The sequence below is a fragment of the Cupriavidus phytohabitans genome (assembly GCF_000426345.1).
In the GTDB taxonomy this organism is placed as follows: Bacteria; Pseudomonadota; Gammaproteobacteria; order Burkholderiales; family Burkholderiaceae; genus Cupriavidus.
On record NZ_AUFE01000002.1, the window covers coordinates 196648 to 214442 of the forward strand.

The window sequence follows — 17795 nt, forward strand, 5'->3', positions numbered from 1 at the left end:
CTGCGGGTGTGCTCCCTCTCCCGCACGCGGGAGAGGGGAGCAAGCCGCCGGCATGCGACGGCGGCCGGACAGCGCTCACGCCGGATCTGTTTGCGCCGCCACCCCCGTCACCTGCGCCACCGCCGCCACCGCCAGCCCATACCCGTTCACCCCCAGCCCCGCCATCACCCCCACCGCCACTGGCGAAATCCACGACTTGTGCCGGAACGCCTCGCGCGCATGCACGTTGGAGACGTGGTACTCGATCACCGGCACTGCTGCGCCCTTGATGGCATCGTGCAGTGCAATCGACGTATGCGTGAGCGCGCCCGCGTTCAGCACCACGCCGGCCATCTCGCCGCTCGCGCACAGCTTGCCCGCCTCATGGATCCAGTCGATCAGCTGCCCTTCGTGATTGCTTTGCCGGCACTCGGCCTGCAGCCCGAGCCGCTGCGCGGCCTGCTGGCAGATGCGTTCCACGTCGGCCAGGGTCTCGCTGCCGTAGACGGCCGGCTCGCGCGTGCCGAGCAGGTTGAGGTTGGGCCCGTTGAGCACCAGTACTGTCTTCATCATGTCTCCTTCATGTCCCGTGTCATCGGCCGCGATGCTGGCGCGGCCACGGCCGATAGCCTATCGTTTAGCCCTCGTCCCATCATCCACTGCCATGGAAACTCAGCATGCGCCCAGCGCGAACAATGACCCGTTCCTGCGCGACCTGCGGCTGTTCTGCACGGTGGCGCGGCGCGCCAGCTTTATCGCCGCGGCCCAGGAGACGGGCATTTCGCCGGCCCATGTGAGCAAGCGCATCGCCATGCTGGAGGCAATGCTCGGCGCAAGGCTGTTCCATCGCACCACGCGCCGCGTCAGCGTCACCGCCGAAGGCGAGAGCGCGTTTGCGTGGGCGCAGAAGATCCTGGAAGACGTGGATGGCATGCTGGAAGCGGTCGGCGGTGCCGGTGGCGAAGCGCGCGGGCAGTTGCGCATCGCCACCAGCCTGCGGCTGGGGCGCCGGCATGTGGCGCCGGTGCTGTCGCTGCTGCGGCAGCAGCATCCGGGGCTGGAGGTGTGGCTGGAGCTGCTCGACCGCCGCGTCGACCTGATCGGCGAGCAGTTCGACCTCGATATCCGCGTGGGCGAGGTGCACGAGCCGCACCTGATCGCCAGCCGCATCGCCACCGGCAGCCGCGTGCTGTGCGCGGCGCCGGCTTACCTGGCGCGGCGCGGCATGCCGGAGCATCCGTCCGACCTGCCGCGCCATGACTGCCTGCTGCTGCGCGAGCGCGACCAGGCCTTCGGCGTGTGGCGGCTGCAGGGACAGGACGGCGCCTGGGAGACCACGAAAGTCACCGGCCCGATGGCATCGAATGTTGCCGACGTGACGCACGAGTGGGCCCTGGAGAGCTACGGCATCATCATGGCGTCGGTCTGGGACGTGGCCGCCGCCGTGCGCGCGGGCGATCTGGTGCGCGTGCTGCCCGGCTGGCAGCATCCGTCCGACATCTGGGCCGTGACCAGCGCGCGGGCATCGGCCTCGGCGCGCATGCGCGTGTGCCTGGCCTTCCTGAAGGCGCAACTGACACAAGGGCCGCACGCGCTGGCGACGTCGCTGGAAGGCTAGGCGCGCTACAGCACGCGCATGATCAGCAGCGCCGTGTCCTGCATCACCTGCAGCACGCGGTCCAGCGCCTGCTGCGGGGTCTCGTCGCCGATCGGCATGTTGACCGACAGCGCGGCGATCACCTTGCCGTGGCGATCGCGCAGCGGTACCGCCACGCCGCGCACGCCGGTCTGCAGCTGCTGCTCCAGCATCGCGTAGCCCTGCGCGCCGGCCTTGCGGATCTCTTCCAGCAGCCGGTCGTGCTGCAGGATGGTGTAGGGCGTGTAAGGCGCCAGCACCACGTTTTCCAGCCATGTCCTGACTTGCTCTTCCGGCCGCGACGCCAGCATCATCACGCCCGCCGAGCCCAGCGGCGCCGGCACCCGCGCTCCCAACACAAAGCCCGTGCTCATCACGCGGTTGGTGCTGGTGCGGGCGATGAACACCAGCTCCCAGCCATCGAGCACGCTCAGGTAGGCGGCCTCGCCAAGCTGCGCGGTGATCTGCTGCAGGAACGGCTGCACCGTGCGTGGCAGCCGCGCCGAATCGAAGTACGACCAGCCCACCTTGAGCACGCGCGGCGTCAGGCTGAACAGCGTGCCGTCGCTGGTGGTGTAGCCCAGGTGCTCCAGCGTCAGCAGGTAACGGCGCGCCGCGGTGCGCGTCAGGCCGGTGCGCTCGGCCGCCTGCGTCGGGGTCAGGCGCGGATGGTCGTGGTCGAAGGCCTCCAGGATGGCCAGGCCTTTCTCCAGCCCGGCGATCCAGTCGCGCCGGTTCAGCGGTTCGTTTTCCATGGTTAACCCTTGCTTCGCGCGATATATGACCGTAGTGGAGCGATTGTCGCACGCATACGCGCGAATGACGGTTGTTGCAGGCAATGATGGCTCATAACCTTGGGACATCCAAGCCGCAACCTCGACTGACCGCCATGACCCTCTTTCCTGCCCCGCTGCGCAAATCGATCGCCACCGTCACCTTGTCGGGATCGCTGCCGGAGAAGCTGCAAGCCGCTGCCGGCGCTGGTTTCGACGGCGTGGAGATCTTCGAGGACGACCTGCTGCAATTCCCCGGCACGCCTGCCGAGGTCCGGCGCATGGCCGCCGACCTCGGCCTGCAGATCCTGCTCTACCAGCCGCTGCGCGATTTCGAGGCCATGCCGGGCGGCCTGTCCGCCGCGGAGCTGGCGCGCGCGGAGCGGAAGTTCGACGCAATGGAGCAACTCGGTGTGGAACTGGCGCTGGTCTGCAGCAACGTGCAGGAAGCGGCGCTAGACGATCCCGCACGCGCCGCCGCCGACCTGCACGCGCTGGCCGAAGCCGCGGCCCGCCGCGGCCAGCGCCTGGGTTACGAGGCGCTGGCCTGGGGCCGCCATGTGCGCCGCTGGCGGCAGGCCTGGGACATCGTGCAGCGCGCCGGACATCCCGCGCTGGGGCTGATGCTGGACAGCTTCCACACGCTCGCGCTGGGCGATACGCTGCATGGCCTCGACGCCGTGCCGGCCGAGCGGATCTTCTTCGTCCAGCTCGCCGACGCGCCGCGCATGTCGCTGGACGTGCGCACCTGGAGCCGCCACCACCGCAATTTCCCCGGCCAGGGCGACCTGCCGGTGGTCGGCTTCACGCGTGCCGTGCTGCGGGCCGGCTATTGCGGACCGCTGTCGCTCGAGGTGTTCAACGATGCCTTCCGCGTGGCGCCCCCGTTGCCGGTCGCGCAGGACGGGCTGCGCTCGCTGGAATGGCTGGAGGCGGTGACGAACGGCGTGCCCATGGCCGCAGCGCGCGCCGGCGGCGCTGCCCTCGCGGCACGCTAAAAGGCCAACACGCCGACACGCTATACCGCGCCCGCATGTTGCGCCGCCGGCCTTGCCGGCAAGGCGCGTTCGCGGGCCGCCACCGCAGTGCCGGCCACGCCGCTGACGGCAATCATCGCCACGCCCAGCAGCGACCAGGCGTCGGGCAGCCAGCCGAATACCAGCCAGCCGCCCAGCATGGCGAAGGCAATCTGCAGGTAGAGATAGGGCGTCAGCACGCCAACGGGCGCACGCGCATAGGCCAGCACCAGGAACATGTGCCCGGCGCAGCCGGCGAGCGCCATGCCCGCCAGCAGCCACCAGTGCAGCGCCTCGACGTGCCAGGTCCAGGCCAGCGGCAGCGCCGCCGACAGGAGCAGCGCAGCAATGCAGCCGGTATAGAAATGCGTGGTGCCGGCGCCGTCGGTCCGGGTCAGCACGCTGGTCAGCAACTGGTAGGCGGCATTGAGGCAGACCGCCGCGAGCGGCAGCAGCATGGCCGGCTCCAGGTCGGCGCCGGGCCGGATTACCATCAGCGCGCCGGCAAATCCGGCCAGCAGGCAGAGCCAGCGCAGCGCCGACATGCGCTCGCCGAACAGCGTCGCCGCCGCCAGCGCGATCGCCAGCGGCGTCAGGCTGACCACCGCGGTGAACTCGCCCACAGGCAGCACCTGCAGGCTGAAGAACGCGCAAGCGCTGGACAGCAGCATGGTCACCGCGCGCGTGGCCTGCAGCCACGGCCGGCGCGTGCGCAGCAGGATGCGGCCGCGCGCCGGCAGCAGCACCGCGCCGGTCAGTGCTGCCTGCGCGAGATAGCGCACCCACAGCGCCATCACCACCGGCACGGCGGCGCCGGTGATCTTGGTCATCGTATCGAGCGCGGCAAAGCATGCCACCGCGGCAACCATCAGTGCGATGCCCTGCAGGGGCCGCGAACTTCCCATGGCGCTCATGGCGCCACCCTCAACCACAACATGTCAGCGTTCCAGGCTGGTCCTTCATGAAGCCGAGGGTACTGTCCCGGGCGAGGCCGATGGCGGCTGCGGCTGGAAAGTCAGAATTCGCTGCCAGCGAACAATCCACTCAATGGATGAATCCGCCCTTGACGAAGCGTACCGGCTCGGCGTCGATGCGCAGTAACAGCGCCTCCGTAAGTCCCTGCGGCTTTCAACCGCTCCACCACACTCACCATTTCACCGTCCCCTTCTGCCACGACAACACCCGGTCCCGCGCCACGAACAGCAGCGTAATCACCCCGGAAAACAGGAGCGCCATCACGATCAGCGCCGCAGCCTGGGCGCGCCGCTGGCGACGCCGCCGCGCGTGCAGGAAACCATCGGCGAGATCGCCGCGCTGTTGCGGACCAACCAGGTCCTGCTCGACGATGCCGCCGCGCGCACCGACGCCAATGCGCCGCCCGCCGCCGCCCCGACAGCGGCCTGCTCACGTTCACCGTGACCGGCAATGCGATCCGCGCGGTGGAACTGGCGCTGCGGCTGGCCGGCAACCACGGCCTGAGCCGCAACCATCCGCTCGAGCGGCACTATCGCGACGTGCTGTGCAGCCGCATCCATACGCCGCAGAACGATTCGATCCTGGTCGCCGCCGGCAAGCACCACCTGGGCTTGCAGGGCGGGGCTTGCAGGGAGGACATGCGGGATGTGCGCCACTGGCATGAACCTGGCCGCCGCGCCGTGTTATGTTTGCAGCGGCAGCGCCCCGCAGAGGGCCCGAAGACAGAACCACCCCCGGAGGCATTCCATGAGCAGTTCTCCCGAAGCCAGCGGGCTCGCACCGCTGCGCGATTTCATCACCGGCCTGGCCGCACTGCTGGACCAGCATCCCGACGAGCCGCGCATCCTGCGCGAAGGCGGGGCGCTGCTGGCGCGGCTGGTGGCACGCGACGACTGGCTGCCCGAGGCATGGGCCGAGCCGCACCCCGAGTATTACCAGCAGCACCTGCTGCATTGCGATTCCGCCGAGCGCTTCTCGGTCGTCAGCTTTGTCTGGGGCCCGGGGCAGCGCACGCCCATCCACGACCACACCGTGTGGGGGCTAATCGGCATGCTGCGCGGGGCGGAGGAGTCGCAGCCCTTCGTGCTCGACGCCGCAGGCCGCCCCGTGCCGAAGGGCGAACCGGTGCGATTGCTGCCCGGGCAGGTCGAAGCCGTGTCGCCGACGCTAGGCGATATCCATCGCGTCAACAACGTGCACGACGACCGCGTCTCGGTCAGCATCCACGTGTACGGCGCCAATATCGGCGCGGTGCGCCGCTCGGTCTACGCCGAGGACGGCACCCGCAAGCCCTTTATTTCCGGGTATTCCAACCCGACCCTGCCCAACCTTTGGGACCGTTCCCGCGAAGCCTAGAAGTCATGACCATCCAGCACGCCACGCCAGCCGCCACGCCAGCTACCACGGCATTCCCGACCTTCACCCGCGCGCAGGTGCGCCAGGCCCTGCTGGCCGGCGCCGAGATTGCGCTGATCGACGTGCGCGAGGAAGATCCTTTCGCGCAGGAGCATCCGCTGTGGGCCGCGAACTTCCCGCTGTCGAAGCTCGAACTGGAAGCGTGGCCGCGCATCCCGCGCCGCGACACGCTGATCGTGGTCTACGGCGAACATGCCGGGGAGGACCTGGCGCCGCGCGCTGCGTCGGTGCTGCAAACGCTGGGCTATACCAACGTGCACCGGCTTGAAGGCGGACTGGCGGCCTGGATCGCCGGCGGCGGTGAAGTGTTCCGCGACGTCAACGTGCCGAGCAAGTCGTTCGGTGAAGTGGTCGAGGCAAAGCGCCATACGCCGTCCCTGTCCGCCGAGGAAGTGCAGGCGCTGATCGACAGCAAGGCCGATGCGGTGATCATCGACGCGCGCCGCTTCGACGAGTACCAGACCATGAGCATTCCCACTGCCACCAGCGTGCCCGGTGCCGAACTGGTGCTGCGCGTGCGCGAGCTGGCGCCCGACCCGCGCACGCAGGTGATCGTCAACTGCGCCGGCCGCACGCGCAGCATCATCGGCACGCAGTCGCTGGTCAACGCCGGCATTCCCAACCCGGTGGCGGCGCTGCGCAACGGCACCATCGGCTGGACACTGGCGGGGCAGCAGCTCGACCACGGCGCCAGCCGCCGCGCGCCTGCCGCGGTCGGCGCCGACAACCGCGACAGCGCCCGTCGCGGCGCACGCGAGATCGCCGACCGCGCCGGCGTGCGCCGCATTGCGCTGGCCGCGTTGCCTTCGCTGCAGGAGCCCGGCCGTACCGTGTACCGCTTCGACGTGCGCACGCCAGAGGAATTTGCCGAGGGCCACCTCCCGGGCTTCGTCAATGCGCCGGGCGGGCAGCTGGTGCAGGAAACCGACCACAACGCCCCCGTGCGCGGCGCGCGCATCGTGCTCGCCGATGACGACGACGTGCGCGCCAGCATGACCAGCTCATGGCTGGCGCAGATGGGCTGGGAGGTCTGGGTGGTGGAGCCGGTCGATGCCACCGCGCGCGGCGAGGCCGGCGCGGTGGCGGCCAATGTGCCGGTGCCGCCAGAGGTGCCGACGGTGACGCCCGCCGAACTGGCGGCGTGGCTCGGCAAGAACGCGGACGGCGGCACCGTGGTGCTCGATTTCACCGCCAGCGCCAACTACGTCAAGCACCATGTCCCGGGCGCGTACTTCGTCATCCGCGCGCAGCTGGCCGACGCGCTGGCGCGCATCCCGCAGGCACGGCGCTATGTGCTGACGTGCGGCTCCAGCCTGCTCGCGCGCTTTGCCGCCGCCGACCTGCAGCGGCTGACGGACGCGGAGGTGGCGGTGCTGGAAGGCGGCACGCGGGCGTGGATCGCGGCCGGGCTGCCGCTGGAGTCTGGCGAGACGCACCTGGCGTCAGAGCGCACCGACCGCTATCGCCGGCCGTACGAAGGCACCGACAATCCGCGGGAAGCGATGCAGGGCTATCTCGACTGGGAGTTCGGGCTGATCTCGCAACTGGAGCGCGACGGCACACATGGGTTCAGGGTGGTATAGCAAACCTGGTTCTCCGGGGGGCGCGCGCTGTCCGAAACGCCCGGCCTAGGGTTATCCCGGGCCCTCCAACGATCTGCTGGTAAAATTCGCCTATTGACATGCATCTTTTCGCTGCATTGCGGAACGAACGTAACGATTCTCTGTCAATCGTAATCGCTACGTTACAATGCTGTCCCGCAGCACGACCGGCGCCCGTCCGAAACGGCGCGGCCGCCTCGTGCCCGACGCCCCCGACCCATGCGATTGTTGTTCCTGCTGCTGACTGCCATGTGCCTGTCACTGCTCTCCTTTGGAGCGGTGGCGGACGCGCGCGCGTCCGTGCAGCCGGAGGTCCAGGCAGCCAGTAACGAACTGGCCGCGCTGCAGTCGGTGGACGACATGGGCCGCGTCATCGTTCCTGGCGACGATGGCCTGAGTGACGACGACATCTGCGCAGAGCCGCCGCCCGGGTACTGCAATATCTGGTCGGCCGACCTGCTCGATCCGCTGGACCTGCTGGATGAAATCGAGGAATCCAGCGCCCTTATTGCCTTGCCCCCGGTGAAGTTTCTGCTGCCCGCCGGGGAGGTCGCGCAACATCCCCACGGCCGCGCCGAACCGCCGCCTTCGGCCTTCTTCCGGCCGCCAATTTCCCGCTCCTGAGCGCCGGGCGTTCACACGCCTTGCCGCTCCCCCGCACGCACGCGCTGCCTCCGCAGCCGCCGTGCCGCGGGCCGCGCCCCCTTGCCTGATATCGCCAGCCTGCCCGCCGCCATCGCGCGCGGGCAAGCCGCTGCCGTAGTTCGTCCCGCCGTGACTCGCGCCGGGGCGCGCGGCGGCATGGCGCAGGCGTCGCATTGCTTGCATTCCGGACTCATGACAACAACCAAGCTGACCCTGATCGCGTCGCTTTCGCTGCTCGCGTTCGCCGCTGCCCCGGCCCATGCCGGTGAGCAGGGCGCCGCCACGGCGAAGGCCGCGGGGGCGGCGGGCACCGTGCCCGCCGCCCCGGCCGCACCGCTCTCCAAGCCTTCTTCGAGGACTTCCGCCGCCACGGCGCCCACTCCCGGCGCCGAGCTGCTGGCCGCCACGGCCGTGCCCAAGGCTGCCTCCGCACGCCCCGCGGGTGCCGCGGCTGGCCCCGCTTTCTCGCTGCCGCAACTGCTCGACATGGCGCAGTCGACCAACAAGGGCGTCGCCGTGGCCGAGGCCAATGTCGATGCCGCCAGCGCCGCCATCAGCAGCGCGCGCGCCTATCCCAATCCGCAGGTCGAAGTGATGTACGGCCGCCTGTCCGGCAAGCAACCCGGCGTGACCAGCGGCAATGCGCCGAGCTACGCCGTGGTGCAGAAGCTGGACTACCCGCACCAGCGCAGCCTGCGCGAGGCCATGGCCTCGCGCGGCCTGGAGTCGTCGCAGGCGGCCCGCCAGGGTTTCCGCGCCGACCTCGCCGCGCGCGTCAAGACCTCCTACTACGACGTGCTGCGGCGCGAAAGCGAGCTGCATGCCGCCGAGGAAGACCTGGCGATGATGCGGCAGATCCATTCGCGCGCACGCCTGCGCGTGGAGGTGGGCGAAGCGCCGCGCTATGAACTGATCAAGGCCGAGACTGAACTGCTGGCCTCGCAGAAGAACCAGCAGACCGCCGAGTTGCGCGTGAACCAGGCCAAGGCCGCGCTGCGCCAGCAGGTCGGCGGCGCCATGCCGGGCCAGTTCTCGCTGGACGGCACGCTGGCACAGTCGCCGGACGTGCCGCCGCTGCCGGTGCTGCGCGACACCATGACCGCGAGCAATGCCGAGCTGGTCCAGCGCCGCACGGAACTGGAGCGCGCCCGCCTGGGCGTCGACTACCAGCGCTCGCTGCGCTGGCCGGAAGTGGCGGTGCGCGCCAGCACCGACCGCCAGCCCGACAACAACGTCTCGCAGATCGGCCTGGTCATGACCATCCCGCTGTGGGACCGCCGCCGCGGCCCGATGGGCGAGGCCACTGCGCAGGCGACGCAGGCGCAGAGCGCGCTGGAAATGCGCGAGTTCGAGCTGGCGCAGGAACTGGAATCCGCCTACCGCCAGTACGAGATCACGCAGGCGCAGGTGACCGCGCTGGAGTCCGGCATCGTGCGTGAGGCCGAGTCGGCGCTGGGCGTGGCCGAGGCCGCCTACCGCTTCGGCGAGCGCGGCATCCTTGACTTCATCGATGCCCAGCGCGTGCTGCGCAGTGCGCGCAACGAGCTGATCGCCGCCCAGTACGAGCAGCAGCTGGCCGCCATCCAGATCGAAAAGCTCATGTCGACCGCCCCGGGCGCCACCGCCGCGCCAGGCCTGCCGCCGACCTCCACCATCGAACAGAAATAACCATGCGTCCCAATTTCCTGCTTTCGCTGACGGCCGCTGCCGTCCTGACGTTCAGCCTGGCGGCCTGTTCCGACAAGCCTGAACCCGTTGCCGAGGCGCCCAAGCTGCCGCCCGGCGTGATCCAGCCGGAAGGCAACCTGCAGCAGTCGCTGAAGGTGGCGCCGGTCACCACGTCCCCGTTCAGCGAGATGCTGCGCGTGGCCGGCCGCATCGACTTCGACGAACAGCGCGTATCGCGTATCGGCGCCAGCGTGACCGGCCGCGTCACCGACCTGTATGCCACGCTCGGCCAGGAAGTGAAGGCCGGCCAGGTGCTGGCGCGCCTGCACAGCAGCGAGCTGGGCGCGGCGCAGATGTCGTTCCTGAAGAGCGAGGCGCAGCACGACCTGCAGGTGCGCAACGCCGAGCGCGCACGCCAGCTGTTTGCCGCCGACGTGATCGGCCGCGGCGAGCTGCAGCGCCGCGAGAGCGAACTGGCGATCGCCTCCGCCGAGATGCGCGCCTACCGCGACCAGCTGCGCGTGCTCGGCATGTCGCAAGGCTCGATCGCCGAGCTGGCGAAGAATGGCAGCATCAACTCGCATTCGCCGGTGTATTCGAGCATCAGCGGCACCGTGGTCGAGCGCAACGTGGCGCAGGGCCAGGTGGTGCAGCCGGCCGACGCGCTCTACACCGTGGCAGACCTGTCGCGCGTGTGGGTCGTGGCCGAGGTGCCCGAGCAGCAGGCCGCGCAGGTCGCCGAAGGGCAGAGCGTGGAGATCGAGGTGCCGTCGCTGGCCAACGGCAAGGGCGGCAACACCATCACCGGCAAGCTGATCTACGTGGGCCGCACGGTCAGCCCGCAGTCGCGCACGGTGCTGGTCCGTACCGAGCTGGAGAACCGCGAAGGGCGCCTGAAGCCCGCCATGCTGGCCAGCATGCTGATCGCCGGCAAGCCGCAGGACCAGCTGGTGATTCCCGCCGCCGCGGTGGTGCGCGAAGGCAACGACGAGCTGGTCTATGTCGAGATGCCGGGCAACAAGTTCCGCCTGACCAAGGTCAAGCTGGGCGCCGAGAGCGACGGCATGCGCGTGGTGCAGAACGGCGTGAAGGCCGGCGACCGCATCGTGGTCGATGGCGCGTTCCACCTGGACAACGAGCGCAAGCGCATCGAGCAAGGGTAATCGGACATGATGAAATCCCTAGTCGAAGCCGCCATCAAGCAGCGGCTGGTGGTTTGCGTGCTGGCCGTGGTGCTGTTCTTCTTCGGCCTGCGCGCTGCCACCAAGCTGTCGGTGGACGCCTTCCCCGATGTGACCAACGTGCAGGTGCAGATCGCCACCGAAGCCGCGGGCCGTTCGCCCGAGGAAGTCGAGCGCTTTGTCACCGTACCGGTGGAAATGGCGATGACGGGCCTGCCCGGCCTGGAAGAGATGCGCTCGCTGAACAAGGCGGGCCTGTCGCTGATCACGCTGGTCTTTACCGACGCCACCGACGTGTACTTTGCACGCCAGCTGGTGATGGAGCGCCTGATCGAAGTGGGCGGGCGCATGCCGGAAGGCGTGTCGCCGGTGCTGGGCCCGGTCTCGACCGGCCTGGGCGAGGTCTACCAGTACACGCTGGATCGTGCCGATGACGGCAACCGCGAACTGACCCAGGAAGAGCTGGCCGAGCGCCGCATCGCCCAGGACTGGGTGGTGCGCCCGCTGCTGCGCTCGATCCCGGGCGTGGCCGAGATCAACTCGCAGGGCGGCTACGTGCGGCAGTACCAGGCGCTGGTCAACCCGGAGCGCATGCGCCACTACGGTGTGTCGATCCAGCAGGTCTACCAGGCGCTGGCGCGCAACAACGCCAACTCCGGCGGTGGCGTGCTGCCGCATTACGCCGAGCAGTACCTGATCCGCGGCGTCGGCCTGGCCAAGGGCGTGGAGGACCTCGGCAGCATCGTGCTGAAGGAAGTCGACGGCACGCCGGTCTACCTGCGCGACGTGGCCAATGTCACCATCGGCCATGAGGTGCGGCAGGGCGCGCTGGTCAAGAACGGCCAGACCGAAGCCGTCGGCGGCATCGTCATGATGATGCGCGGCGGCAATGCCAAGGAAGTGGTCAGCCGCGTGAAGGCGCGCGTGGCCGAGATCAACGAGCGCGGCATGCTGCCCGGCAAGCTGCAGATCGTGCCGTACTACGACCGCAGCGAGCTGGTCGATGCCGCGCTGTGGACCGTGACCAAGGTGCTGCTCGAAGGCGTGGTGCTGGTGGTGATCGTGCTGTTCCTGTTCCTGGGCGACGTGCGCTCGTCGGTCATCGTGCTGGCCACGCTGGTGCTGACGCCATTGCTGACCTTCATGGTGATGAACCACGTCGGGCTGTCGGCCAACCTGATGTCATTGGGGGGGCTGGCGATCGCTATCGGCCTGATGGTCGACGGCTCGGTGGTGGTGGTCGAGAACGCGTTCGAGCGATTGGGGCACAAGGAGCCGGGGCTGACCAAGACCGAGATCCTGGTGAAGGCCGTGCAGGAAGTGGCCACGCCGGTGATCGTCGGCGTGGGCATCATCATCCTGGTGTTCCTGCCGCTGATGACGCTGTCCGGCATGGAAGGCAAGATGTTCGCGCCGCTGGCGTTCACCATCTCGATCGCGCTGGCGATCTCGCTGTTCCTGTCGCTGACGCTGTCGCCGGTGCTGTCGTCGTACCTGCTCAAGGGCGGCGCCGAGCATGACACGTTCCTGATTGCCTTCATGAAGCGCCACTACCTGCGGATGCTGCACTGGGCGCTGGGCAACAGCCGCAAGACCGTGCTCAGCGCGGTGGGCGCGTTTGTCGCCACGCTGCTGATCGTGCCGCTGCTGGGTACCTCGTTCATCCCCGAGATGAAGGAAGGCTCGATCGTTCCCGCGATCGACCGCGTGCCGAACATCTCGCTGGAAGAGTCGATCAAGCTGGAGAAGGAAGCCAACAAGCTGGTGCTGGGCGTGCCGGGCGTCAAGTCGGTGGTGTCCGGCGTGGGCCGCGGCGAAAGCCCGGCCGACCCGCAGGGCCAGAACGAATCGACCCCGATCGCCAGCCTGAAGGACCGCGACCAGTGGCCCGACGGCTGGACCCAGGACGATATCGCCAACGCGATCCGCGAGAAGCTCAAGGCCATCCCCGGCGTGCAGATCGTGATGGCGCAGCCGATCTCGGACCGCGTCGACGAAATGGTCAGCGGGGTGCGCTCGGACGTGGCGGTGAAGGTGTTCGGCGACGACCTGGACAAGCTGCGCGAGCTGGCCGGCGAGATCTCGCGCGTGGCCGGCGGCATCCAGGGGTCGCAGGATATCCGTATCGAGCGCGTCTCGGGCCAGCAGTACCTGTCGATCGAGATCGACCGCCAGGCGATCGCGCGCTACGGGCTGAACGTCTCCGACATCCACGATGTGATCGAGATCGCGATCGGTGGCAAGCGCGCCACGGATATCTTCGAAGGCGAACGCCGCTTTGCAGCGTCGGTGCGCTTGCCGGACGATTTCCGCAACAATGTCCAGGCGATCCGCCAACTGCTGGTGAACACCCCTGCCGGCATGCAGGTGCCGCTGCAGAGCGTGGCGAAGATCGAGGTCAACGACGGCCCGGCCCAGATCAGCCGCGAAATGGCCAAGCGCCGCGTCGTGGTGATGATCAACGTGAAGGACCGCGACCTCGGCGGCTTCGTGGCCGAGCTGCAGCAGGCCACGGCATCCAAGGTCAAGCTGCCGGAAGGCTACTACCTCGAATGGGGCGGCCAGTTCCAGAACATGGAACGCGCCATGGGCCACCTGAAGATCATCGTGCCGGTCACCATCGCCGCGATCTTCTTCCTGCTGTTCCTGCTGTTCAACTCGCTGCGCTTTGCCACGCTGATCATCACGGTGCTGCCGTTCGCATCGATCGGCGGCATCATCGGGCTGTTCGTCACCGGCGAATACCTGTCGGTGCCGGCCTCGGTGGGCTTTATCGCGCTGTGGGGCATGGCGGTGTTGAACGGCGTGGTGCTGGTGTCGTATATCCGTTCGCTGCGCGATTCGGGCTTGTCGCTCGACGAGGCGGTGGTGCAGGGCGCGACGCAGCGATTCCGTCCGGTGATGATGACCGCGACCATCGCGATGCTGGGCCTGGTGCCGTTCCTGTTCTCTACCGGCCCCGGATCCGAGGTGCAGCGTCCGCTGGCGGTGGTGGTGATCGGCGGGCTGATTACGTCGACGCTGCTGACGCTGGTGATGGTGCCCACGCTGTACCGGTGGTTCGATGACAGCAAGCCGGATCCGACGAGGGATGTGCCGGTTTAAGGTTTGCCTTGTGTTTATGTCGTGGAACGCCCTATGCGCTGGTTGTGTGTGGGGCGTTTTTTTTGCTGGGTTTTGGTGCCTTGCGGCTTGGCAGCCGCAGCCCGAGCCCGAGCCCGAGCCCCAAATTCCCCCCTCAAGCCAACCTCATCTCCAACCGCCTGGACCACAAATCCATCGTGAAATCCGGCTCCTGATGATGAATATGCCGATACAACCCAGGCTGCGCACCGATCGCATCATGCACCGCCTGCGCAGTGATCTGCTGCTCCGCGAACAGGTGCCGGAAATGGCAGGCGACAACGACGCCATCTTCGCTCAATGCCCCCGCCGCAAGCGCCGCGACCTCATGCCAGTCGGACTTCGGGAAGTAATACCCCAGTTCGGAAAACACGATCAGATCGAATGAGCCCTCGGGCCATTGCTGCGGCAGTTCCCCCGTCAGCACCTGCACGTGCGCAAACTCCGCCACGCGTTGGCGCGCCTGCCCGGCCGCGCTGTCGGCCAGTTCCATTGCCACCAGCGCATCGCAGCGCGGTGCCAGCTCAACGGTAAGATGCCCGCCGCCGCAGCCGGGCTCGAACGCGCGTGCGAAGCGTTCGCGCGGCAGCGTGGCCATCAGCAGCGCGCGCTTGCGTGCCTCGTACCAGCGCGTGCCCATGCCCCAGGGGTCGTCCTGCCGGCCATACAGCCGGCTGAAATAATCGCGGTCGACCGGCATGATCAATAGCCGTAGTACGGCGCCTGCTGGTAGTAGCCGGACGGCTGCGGGCCGCACGGCACGTACGCGCGGTCGTAGTCGCGGTAGCAATAGCCCGGCGGCACCGCCGGCGCCGCATACGAGACCGGCGCGGGGGCGTAGGTGACCGGCGGCGGCGCCACCGCGACCGGGGCGGCCACGACTGGCGCCGATGCAAGCGCCGCACCGAAGGCCAGGCCGACCAGTGCGCCGACGGCGAGGACCGCGCCGGCATTCGACCCGCCGCCATGATGGCGGCCGCGGCGACGATTCGGGTGGAGGGGCGCATGTCGGACTCCTAGTGATGCAGCTCGTGTTCCTGAATGATGGATGCAAACTGCCCGGCGAGGTGTTTCGCCGCGGATGCCGACTTGTTAGCTTTGTAACAGGGGCTTTTTACCGGACCGGTTTTTAACGGGCTGTAATACACCCCCTCTAACGGGCCCTGTCCGGAAGCCCTCTCTCAGGGTTTGGGCCAGCCCGCGCGCGCCCGCGCAGGGCGGGCGTACCGATGTTCTGAGCCGGACCAGCGGGGCACAGCGAGCGGCGGACTTATCCCGCCGCGTACGCGCGCTGCGATGCTTCACCGAACGGCGGCAGGTTCTCCAGCCGCAGCGATTGCGGTTCGGTCAGCGCAATGTCGGCTGCGCGCAACCGCTTGAGGATCTCGAACAGCAGGTCGCTGCGCGTAGTCGCGGCGATGCGCGGGCTGCTGACGTAGCCCGTCACCGACAGCGTAATGCCGTTGGGCGCCAGCTGGCTGAACATGACCGACGGCGCCGGCACGTCCAGGATGGATTCGTTTTCCTTGTAGACATCGATCAGCAGGTCGCGCAGCTGTTCCGGATCGGTATTGAGCGGGAACGTCAGCTGCAGCGACGCCACGCCCTGCGTGCTGTTGCTCATGGTCACGTTGCGCACGTTCTGCGAGATCAGCTGCGAATTGGGCACGATCACGGTCGAGCGATCGCCCAGCTGGATCTCGGTTGCGCGCACGTTGATGCGGCGGATGTCGCCCTCCACGCCGGACAGGCTGACCATGTCGCCGACCTTGACCGGGCGCTCGGTCAGCAGGATCAGGCCCGAGACAAAGTTCTTCACGATCTCCTGCAGGCCAAAGCCGATGCCCACCGACAGCGCGCTGACGATCCAGGCCAGGTTGTCCCAGCGCACGCCCAGCAGCGACAGCGTCAGCAGCACCAGCAGCACATAGCCGACATTGCTGAACAGCGTGATCAGCGAGGCGCGCAGCCCCGGCTCCTTGCACACCTTGGGCAGGAGCTCCGCGTCGAGCCAGCGCCGCACCGAACGCAGCAGCCAGATGCCCACGCCGAGCGCCAGCACCGCATTCAGGATGCGCTCCGGCATGATGTTCAGGCTGCGCAGCTTTTCGCCGCCCAGCACCATCAGCAGGCTGTTGAGCAGGTCCGCCGGCGTGGTGCCGAAGCCACCGGTCAGCAGCGCCACCACCGCGACCAGCAGCAGCACGCTGGCGCCGATGCCGGACAGGATGGTCGAGGCCTGCTCCAGGTGCGAATCGTCGACGCCGAACAGCTGCTTGATGACGCGGCCGCTGGCGTGGTTGGTCGACAGCACGGCCTCGCACACATCGCGCGTGACCTGCGTCAGCAGGTACAGGCTGCACAGTACGATGTCGAACCAGACCAGCTCATAGGTCAGGAAGCGCGCGAAGCTGATATAGCCGGCCAGCAGCGCGACCATCGACACAATCACCAGCACCGTCACGGCGGCGTGGATCATGCCGGCCAGCGTGGCGCGCGCCTCCGGGCGTTCGCCCGCGGCGGCGAGTTCGTTGCGCACGCGGTTGGCGCGCAGCAGCGCCGCGCCGATAGTCAGCACCACCACAAGCGACACCAGCCCGCGGCCCAGCAGCGTGACCTGCACGGTGGTGTCGGCGATGCGGTTGATCTGCTCGAGCGTGCCGGCCAGCAGCAACAGGCCGGCCAGCACGGCGGGGAATGGCTTCATCGCCAGCGCGACCGGATCGGCCAGCGCGGGCAGGCGCCAGCTGGGATGCCGCGTGCACAGCAACGCGCGCCCCAGCCCGACGATCAGCGCGCTGGTCAGCGTCAGCTTGACCAGCTGCGCATAGATTGCCATCACGTCGGGCGGCAATTCATAGTTGCGCGCGAAGGCGTGGTAGACCAACTGCACCGCCAGCCCGGTGGTGCAGACCGTCGCCAGCGTGGTCGCCAGCGCCAGCGCGCTGCGGCGCAGGCGCGTCTCGGGCAGCCGGGTCAGGCAGAACCACGCCAGCGCGCGCTCGGCCAGGCGCCGTCCCAGCGTCCATACCGCCAGCGCGAGCAGCAGCAGCGCCACCGTGGCCGCGCGCTGCGACGGCTGCCACGCCAGCTGCAGCATCGGCACCACCTGGTCGCGGAAGCCGTCCAGGCGCGCCTGGTCCTCCGGCGGCGGGCTGAACAGCGGCTGCCAGAACTGCGGGTTCAGGATGCTTTCCGAGCGCAGCGCGAGCTGGTCTTTCAGGTGGCCGCGCTCCAGGCGAGCCAGCTGTTCGCTCAGGTTGGCGATATTCTTCTTGCTCTCCGCCGCCTGCTTGAGATGCGCGTCGAGCTGCGTGCGGCGCGTGTTCAGTCCGGCGCGCTGCTTTACCACCGCGGGGGCTTCCCTGGTGGTGCCGTCGACCGGCGGCGGACCGAGCACGTCGAGCTGTGCCTGCAACTGCTCGCGTTGTGGCGCCAGGGCCGCGCTGAGCTTGTCGGCGTCGGCATCCAGCTGCCGCAGCGTCTCTTGCAGGTCATGCAGCTTGGTATTCCCGTCGGGGTCTGAAGCCTGCTGCTTGACGCTGTCCTGCTCGGTCTGCAGGCGCTTGAGTTCGGCGGTGGCCTCGGCGTGGGTCAGCGCGGGCGCTTGCGCGGCGGCCTCGGCTTCCGATGCGGTCTCTGCGGCATAGGCGGCGGGCAGCGTGACCGGCATCAGGTGGCATAGCGCAGCGAGCGCAACGCCCAGTGCGAGCCGTGAAGCTTTGTTCATGGCGGATTCTCGGCGGATGGTGACGGCTTGCGGGCGCTCCGGCGGCGGATGG

13 protein-coding genes and 3 pseudogenes are annotated in these 17795 nt (G+C 68.5%); 9 read left to right on the forward strand and 7 right to left on the reverse strand.

Features of this window, described 5'->3' with window-relative positions:
• Window positions 1-75: 75 nt before the first annotated feature.
• Window positions 76-549, reverse strand: coding sequence for a type II 3-dehydroquinate dehydratase (gene aroQ, locus K309_RS0102580; RefSeq protein ID WP_029044959.1), 474 nt, complete (start codon window positions 547-549; stop codon window positions 76-78).
• A 94-nt stretch (window positions 550-643) separates the two neighbouring features.
• Here aroQ and K309_RS0102585 point away from each other — a divergent pair, with 94 nt between their 5' ends.
• Complete coding sequence (locus K309_RS0102585) at window positions 644-1597, forward strand: LysR family transcriptional regulator (protein WP_029044960.1); 954 nt, start codon at window positions 644-646, stop codon at window positions 1595-1597.
• A gap of 5 nt (window positions 1598-1602) precedes the next feature.
• On the opposite strand, the gene K309_RS0102590 is transcribed toward K309_RS0102585, so the two are convergent.
• The gene (locus K309_RS0102590) at window positions 1603-2370 is read right to left on the reverse strand and encodes an IclR family transcriptional regulator domain-containing protein (protein ID WP_029044961.1); all 768 of its coding nucleotides are present in this window, start codon (window positions 2368-2370) and stop codon (window positions 1603-1605) included.
• A gap of 134 nt (window positions 2371-2504) precedes the next feature.
• On the opposite strand from K309_RS0102590, the pseudogene K309_RS35805 reads away from it, so the two are divergent.
• Window positions 2505-3350, forward strand: a pseudogene (locus K309_RS35805) (sugar phosphate isomerase/epimerase family protein); the annotation flags it as partial.
• 56 nt (window positions 3351-3406) lie between these two features.
• Here the strand turns inward: K309_RS35805 and K309_RS0102600 are convergent.
• The gene (locus K309_RS0102600; protein WP_029044962.1) at window positions 3407-4318 is read right to left on the reverse strand and encodes a DMT family transporter; all 912 of its coding nucleotides are present in this window, start codon (window positions 4316-4318) and stop codon (window positions 3407-3409) included.
• A gap of 232 nt (window positions 4319-4550) precedes the next feature.
• Window positions 4551-4655: pseudogene (locus tag K309_RS42795) on the reverse strand (ABC transporter permease); the annotation flags it as partial.
• Here K309_RS42795 and K309_RS39700 point away from each other — a divergent pair.
• The 7 genes and pseudogenes from K309_RS39700 to K309_RS0102640 all read left to right on the forward strand — a co-directional run.
• Window positions 4656-4993 (forward strand): annotated as a pseudogene (locus K309_RS39700) (acyl-CoA dehydrogenase family protein); the annotation flags it as partial. It lies immediately after the preceding pseudogene.
• A gap of 133 nt (window positions 4994-5126) precedes the next feature.
• On the forward strand, window positions 5127-5735 hold the full coding sequence (locus tag K309_RS0102615) for a cysteine dioxygenase family protein (RefSeq protein WP_029044964.1): 609 nt from the start codon (window positions 5127-5129) through the stop codon (window positions 5733-5735).
• Between the two features lie 5 nt (window positions 5736-5740).
• A complete protein-coding gene (locus K309_RS0102620) occupies window positions 5741-7378 on the forward strand; it encodes a rhodanese-related sulfurtransferase (protein WP_035876595.1) in 1638 nt (545 codons plus the stop codon).
• A 237-nt stretch (window positions 7379-7615) separates the two neighbouring features.
• Window positions 7616-8020: a hypothetical protein gene (locus K309_RS0102625; RefSeq protein WP_029044966.1), complete on the forward strand. Its 405-nt coding sequence runs from the start codon at window positions 7616-7618 to the stop codon at window positions 8018-8020.
• 213 nt (window positions 8021-8233) lie between these two features.
• Window positions 8234-9709, forward strand: a complete 1476-nt coding sequence (locus K309_RS0102630; protein WP_029044967.1) for a TolC family protein — start codon at window positions 8234-8236, stop codon at window positions 9707-9709.
• Window positions 9710-9711: 2 nt separating this feature from the next.
• A complete protein-coding gene (locus tag K309_RS0102635; RefSeq protein WP_029044968.1) occupies window positions 9712-10872 on the forward strand; it encodes an efflux RND transporter periplasmic adaptor subunit in 1161 nt (386 codons plus the stop codon).
• 6 nt (window positions 10873-10878) lie between these two features.
• A complete protein-coding gene (locus K309_RS0102640) occupies window positions 10879-13995 on the forward strand; it encodes an efflux RND transporter permease subunit (protein ID WP_029044969.1) in 3117 nt (1038 codons plus the stop codon).
• Window positions 13996-14128: 133 nt separating this feature from the next.
• On the opposite strand, the gene K309_RS0102645 is transcribed toward K309_RS0102640, so the two are convergent.
• The 3 genes from K309_RS0102645 to K309_RS0102655 all read right to left on the reverse strand — a co-directional run bounded on the left by K309_RS0102645 (window position 14129) and on the right by K309_RS0102655 (window position 17743).
• A complete protein-coding gene (locus K309_RS0102645) occupies window positions 14129-14713 on the reverse strand; it encodes an SAM-dependent methyltransferase (protein ID WP_029044970.1) in 585 nt (194 codons plus the stop codon).
• 2 nt (window positions 14714-14715) lie between these two features.
• A complete protein-coding gene (locus K309_RS0102650; RefSeq protein WP_084402334.1) occupies window positions 14716-15096 on the reverse strand; it encodes a mechanosensitive ion channel protein MscS in 381 nt (126 codons plus the stop codon).
• Between the two features lie 187 nt (window positions 15097-15283).
• The gene (locus K309_RS0102655) at window positions 15284-17743 is read right to left on the reverse strand and encodes a DUF3772 domain-containing protein (protein ID WP_035876657.1); all 2460 of its coding nucleotides are present in this window, start codon (window positions 17741-17743) and stop codon (window positions 15284-15286) included.
• Window positions 17744-17795: the final 52 nt, after the last annotated feature.